This is a genomic window from Sphingopyxis sp. (assembly GCF_041916015.1).
Classification (GTDB): domain Bacteria; phylum Pseudomonadota; class Alphaproteobacteria; order Sphingomonadales; family Sphingomonadaceae; genus Sphingopyxis.
The window spans coordinates 1-4,760 of sequence record NZ_JAYSAH010000034.1 but is presented as its reverse complement, the minus strand read 5'-3'; the positions used below and the strand labels follow the sequence as shown (position 1 = coordinate 4,760).

The window sequence follows — 4,760 nt, the reverse complement described above, 5'->3', positions numbered from 1 at the left end:
GGCCGCGCCTTCGCGCTCGCCCCCGCCATCGGCGCGCGGGTGGCGGCGCATGTTCAGGACGCCGCGCGCCCGGTCGAGCCGCGCTGGGCGCTGGCGCGGCTGGTGGCGGCATGAGATCCACCTTTCCCTCGTCATTGCGAGCGCAGCGAAGCAATCCAGGGCGGAGTGCGCCACTCTGGATTGCTTCGCTGCGCTCGCAATGACGCGACATACAGGGCAAATATGAAACTCACCGACTGCTACAATATCGACGATTTCCGCGCCCTCGCGAAGCGCCGCCTGCCCTGGCCGGTGTTCGACTATATCGACGGCGCCGCCGACGATGAGGTCACGCGCCGCCGCAACCGCGACGCCTTCGACCGCTGCGACCTGATCCCGCGCGTCCTTGCGGGCGTCGAAAGCATCGACATGCGCACCACCCTCTTCGGGCGCGAGATCGCGATGCCGCTCTTCCTCTCACCCACCGCGCTTCAGCGCCTCTTCCACTGGCAGGGCGAACGCGCCGTCCTCCGCGCCGCCGCGAACGCGGGCACCGTCGCCGGCATTTCCAGCCTCGCGACGATCGGCCTCGCCGAGGCGGGCGCGCTGACCGACGGCCCCAAACTCTTCCAGCTCTATGTCCACCACGACGAGGGGCTCAACAAGGCGATGCTCGACGCCGCGCGCGACGCGAAGTTCGACGCGGTCGCGCTCACTGTCGACACGATCGTCGGCGGCAACCGCGAGCGCTGCCTCCGCTCGGGTTTCACCTCGCCGCCGCGCTTCACCGCGCGCAACATGCTGAGCTATGCGATCAAGCCCGGCTGGGGCCTCAACTATGTCCTGCGCGAAAAATTCAGCCTCCCCAACCTCGCCACGCATGTTTCCGAAGGGTCGAGCGTTCCCAAATCGGTCGCCGAATATTTCACCTCGATGCTCGACCAGAGCCTCGACTGGAAGCGCGCCGAGGCGATCCGCAAGCAGTGGAACGGCCCCTTCTGTTTGAAGGGCATCGCCGCGGTCGAGGATGCCAAGCGCGCGGCCGATATCGGCGCCACCGCGATCATGGTGTCGAACCACGGCGGCCGCCAGCTCGACGGCAGCATCGCGCCCTTCGATGCGCTCGCCGAGATCGTCGATGCGGTTGGCGACAAGCTCGAAGTCATCTGCGACGGCGGCATCACCCGCGGCACCCATGTGCTGAAAGCGCTGTCGGTCGGCGCAAAAGCCTGCTCGGGCGGCCGCCTCTACCTCTACGCGCTCGCCGCGGCGGGCGAGGAAGGCGTCGCCCGCGCGGTCGCCCAGCTCCGCGCCGAGATCGAGCGCGGCATGAAGCTGATGGGCGCCAGAAACCTCGCCGACCTGAGCCGAGCGAACCTGCGCTGGCGCTAGGGTCAGGACCCGAGTTCGCGGTTGCGGATGAGGAGGCGGCCTTCCCCCGGATGCCGCCTCCGGCCCGGCGTCAGAAGGACGCGCCGAGCGAAAAGACCACCGCGCCATCGGCGCCGATGCCGCTCTTGTAACCAAGCGCCTTCGGCTCGTCGGTGTTCACATAGCTGACGCCGAAGGTCAGCATCTTGTACGAAGCCGTCGCCCCGACCGACCAGTCGAAGACCTTGCCGTCGAACCCGCCGGGGAAGGCGTCGCTCCACGAATGGCCGGCATGGGCGTTGAGCGCGAACGGGGTATCCGGAATCTTGGCGGCGAGTTCGCCATGCAGATAGAAGGACGAGGATTTCGCCCCAAGCGGGCGGCTCGCATCCTGGACGTTGGCGAGCGCCGACTGCTTCCAGGCATAGTTGACGCCGACCTTGGCGTTCACCGGGCCGACGTCGGTCGACAGGTTCAGATAGGGTTCGAAGAAATCGGCGCCCGAACCGCCATGCTGGGGATAGAGATAATAGAGCAGCCCGCCGTCGATCGTCGCGCCGCCCAGATCCTTGCTATAGCCCGCGAACAGGTCGACCTCTGTGTTGCCGGCAAAGCTGACGCTCGACGCCCAGGTCCCGGCGTAGAAGCCGCTTTCGTGCGTGACGGTGATGCCGCCCTGGATCGCCGGGTCCTCGCCGCTCTGGGTGAAACCGCGGAAGCGATAGTCCGATACCAGCGTCACGCTGCCGGTGATGGTGATCGGTTCGGACGCCGGTTCTTCCTGGGCGTGAGCCGCGACAGGAAGCATGGAAACGGCGGCGAGCATGCCGAAGCAAGCGTAGGAGAGATTTTTCATGGACAGATCCCTTGAGGTTGTTGGATCGTCCCTGCCTGCCGCGCGGCAGCCAGTCTCTTTTCGGACTGGTCCGGCCTCGCGTGACGGTTTTGTTGACCAGTTTGCTGCGCCGCACAAATGAAAAATGCATGAGCCCGGAAAAATCGGCAAATAGATGCGACTTTTGTGCAACAGCCGATGAACCTCGGGCACCGCCCCGCAGCTTGTCCGCACGCAAAAGGGGGCGGCTCTCCCCCGAAAGCCGCCCCCTTCGAGCGCGTGGTCGCTGACCGGCCGGGTGCCTAGAAGGCGACGCCCAGCGTAAAGACCACGGTCGGATCGTAAAGCGTATCGACGGCCTTGACGCCCGTCTTCTTGATGTCGGTGTCGATATAGGCGACCGACAAAGTGGCCGGACCGGCCGCGAACGACGCGCCCACCGACCAGTCGAGATAATTGCCGTCGGCCGACGCCGCACCCAATCCGCCGTCGGTGTAGCCGAGGCCGGCGTTGAGCGTGAGCGGCGAATTGGGAACCGCGAAGCCGAGGCCGAGGTTCAGATAGATATTGTCGTCGCTGCCCAGCGACTTCTGGCTGGGGGCATAGGCCGCCAGCGCGGTCGCGGAGACCGGACCGATGTCGTGCGATACCGAACCGATGAACTCGACATAGTTCGCCGGACCGGCGCCGTTCTGGTGGCCGGGGTAGGTATAATAGGTCGTGTTGAGGTCGATCGTCGTCCCCGGCGCGACCTCGGTCGAATAGCCGGCGATCAGGTCGAGCTCGAACTTGCCGTAAAGCGGGCTGTCGGGAAGGCCCGATCCCCACGCGCTGACATAGAAGCCGCTGTCGTGGGTCAGCGTCAGGCTCGGCTGGACCTCGACCTTTTCGTTCGACAGCGAAATGCCGCGGAAGCGATAGTCCGAAACGAAATCCACCCCGCCCGAAAGCGTGAACGGGCCGACCTTGTTTTCGTCATCCTGCGCAAAGGCCGGTGTCGACATCGCCGATGCCGCGAGCAGCATGCCGAAGCACGCCTTGCTGAGAAACGTCATGGGTTGATCCCCCTTATTGATTGGAACCGGATCGTCCCGCCTGCCATGCGCGTCCACGCCTCTATCCGGGCCTGATACGACGAACGGGCAGAAAATTGCCGATCTTGCTGCATCGCACAAATGAAAATTGCGCCTTTGCGACGATATCGTAACAAACTGTGTCTTTCACGCAACAGCCACACGAAAGGCTGCCGGGCTTTGCCAAGTCGTCGCCGGACGGCTAAAGAGCGTTCCATCTCTCCCTAGTTTCAGGCTTTTTGCATGAGCGATCACAACCCCGGCCTGCGCCCCTGGCGCGACATCGCGCGGCGCGAGTGCCGCCGGATCATGGTCGGCACCGTCCCCGTCGGCGGCGGCGCGCCGATCACCGTGCAGACGATGACCAACACCCCGACGAGCGATCCGGTGGCGACGATCGACCAGATTCGCCGCTGCGAGGATGCGGGCGCCGACCTGATTCGCGTCTCGTGCCCCGATACCGACAGCACCGCCGCGCTGGGGAAGATCGTCCGCGCCGCGCGTATTCCGATCATCGCCGACATCCATTTCCACTACAAGCGCGCGCTCGAAGCCGCCGATGCCGGCGCCGCGTGCCTGCGCATCAACCCCGGCAACATCGGCTCGTCGGAGCGCGTCGGCGAGGTCGTCCGCGCCGCCAAGGCGAACGGCTGCGCGATCCGCATCGGTGTCAACGCCGGCAGCCTCGAAAAGGATCTGCTCGAAAAATATGGCGAGCCCTGCCCCGAGGCGCTGGTCGAAAGCGCGCTCGACCATATCAAGCTGCTACAGGATCACGACTTCCACGAATATAAGGTCGCGGTGAAGGCGAGCGACGTCTTCCTCGCGGTCGCCGCCTATATGCAGCTCGCCGACGCGGTCGATTGCCCGCTGCACCTCGGCATCACCGAGGCGGGCGGGCTGATCGGCGGCACCGTCAAGTCGGCGCTCGGCATCGGCAACCTGCTGTGGGGCGGGGTCGGCGACACGATCCGCGTCAGCCTCTCCGCCGAGCCCGAGGAGGAAGTCCGCGTCGGCTATGAAATCCTCAAAACCCTCGGCCTCCGCACCCGCGGCGTCCGCGTCGTCTCCTGCCCCAGTTGCGCGCGCCAGGGTTTCGACGTCATCCGCACCGTCCAGGCGCTCGAGGATGCGCTCCAGCACATCAAGACCCCGATGTCGCTCTCGGTTTTGGGCTGCGTCGTCAACGGCCCCGGCGAGGCGCGCGAGACCGACATCGGCATCACCGGCGGCGGCAACGGCCGGCATATGGTCTATCTCTCGGGCGTCACCGACCACCATGTCGCGGACGCCGACATGATCGCGCACATCGTGAAGCTCGTCGAAGCCAAGGCCGCCGAGATCGACGCCGGCAGCGCCGTGAGCATGGACACGCTCCACGGCAAGGCGGCGTAAATCGGGAAGCGATCCTTCGAATGTCCGAATGGGGTGGATTCCAGACCGTCCTCTATTTCCGTTCGTGTCGAGCGAAGTCGAGACACGCTTGGGAAGCGCCAGCCTTC

The 4,760-nt window shown here is 65.5% G+C and carries 4 protein-coding genes; 2 read left to right on the top strand and 2 right to left on the bottom strand.

Annotation, left to right across the window (positions count from 1 at the left end; translation table 11 throughout):
• The first annotated feature begins 222 nt into the window (after window positions 1-222).
• A complete protein-coding gene (locus ACE3SL_RS05355; protein ID WP_374524724.1) occupies window positions 223-1,371 on the top strand; it encodes an alpha-hydroxy acid oxidase in 1,149 nt (382 codons plus the stop codon).
• 70 nt (window positions 1,372-1,441) lie between these two features.
• Here ACE3SL_RS05355 and ACE3SL_RS05350 read toward each other — a convergent pair whose 3' ends face one another.
• Both ACE3SL_RS05350 and ACE3SL_RS05345 read right to left on the bottom strand, forming a co-directional pair.
• Complete coding sequence (locus tag ACE3SL_RS05350; RefSeq protein WP_374524723.1) at window positions 1,442-2,206, bottom strand: TorF family putative porin; 765 nt, start codon at window positions 2,204-2,206, stop codon at window positions 1,442-1,444.
• A gap of 281 nt (window positions 2,207-2,487) precedes the next feature.
• Window positions 2,488-3,240: a TorF family putative porin gene (locus tag ACE3SL_RS05345; protein WP_374524722.1), complete on the bottom strand. Its 753-nt coding sequence runs from the start codon at window positions 3,238-3,240 to the stop codon at window positions 2,488-2,490.
• 261 nt (window positions 3,241-3,501) lie between these two features.
• On the opposite strand from ACE3SL_RS05345, the gene ispG reads away from it, so the two are divergent.
• Window positions 3,502-4,653: a flavodoxin-dependent (E)-4-hydroxy-3-methylbut-2-enyl-diphosphate synthase gene (ispG, locus tag ACE3SL_RS05340; protein WP_374524721.1), complete on the top strand. Its 1,152-nt coding sequence runs from the start codon at window positions 3,502-3,504 to the stop codon at window positions 4,651-4,653.
• Window positions 4,654-4,760 lie beyond the last annotated feature (107 nt).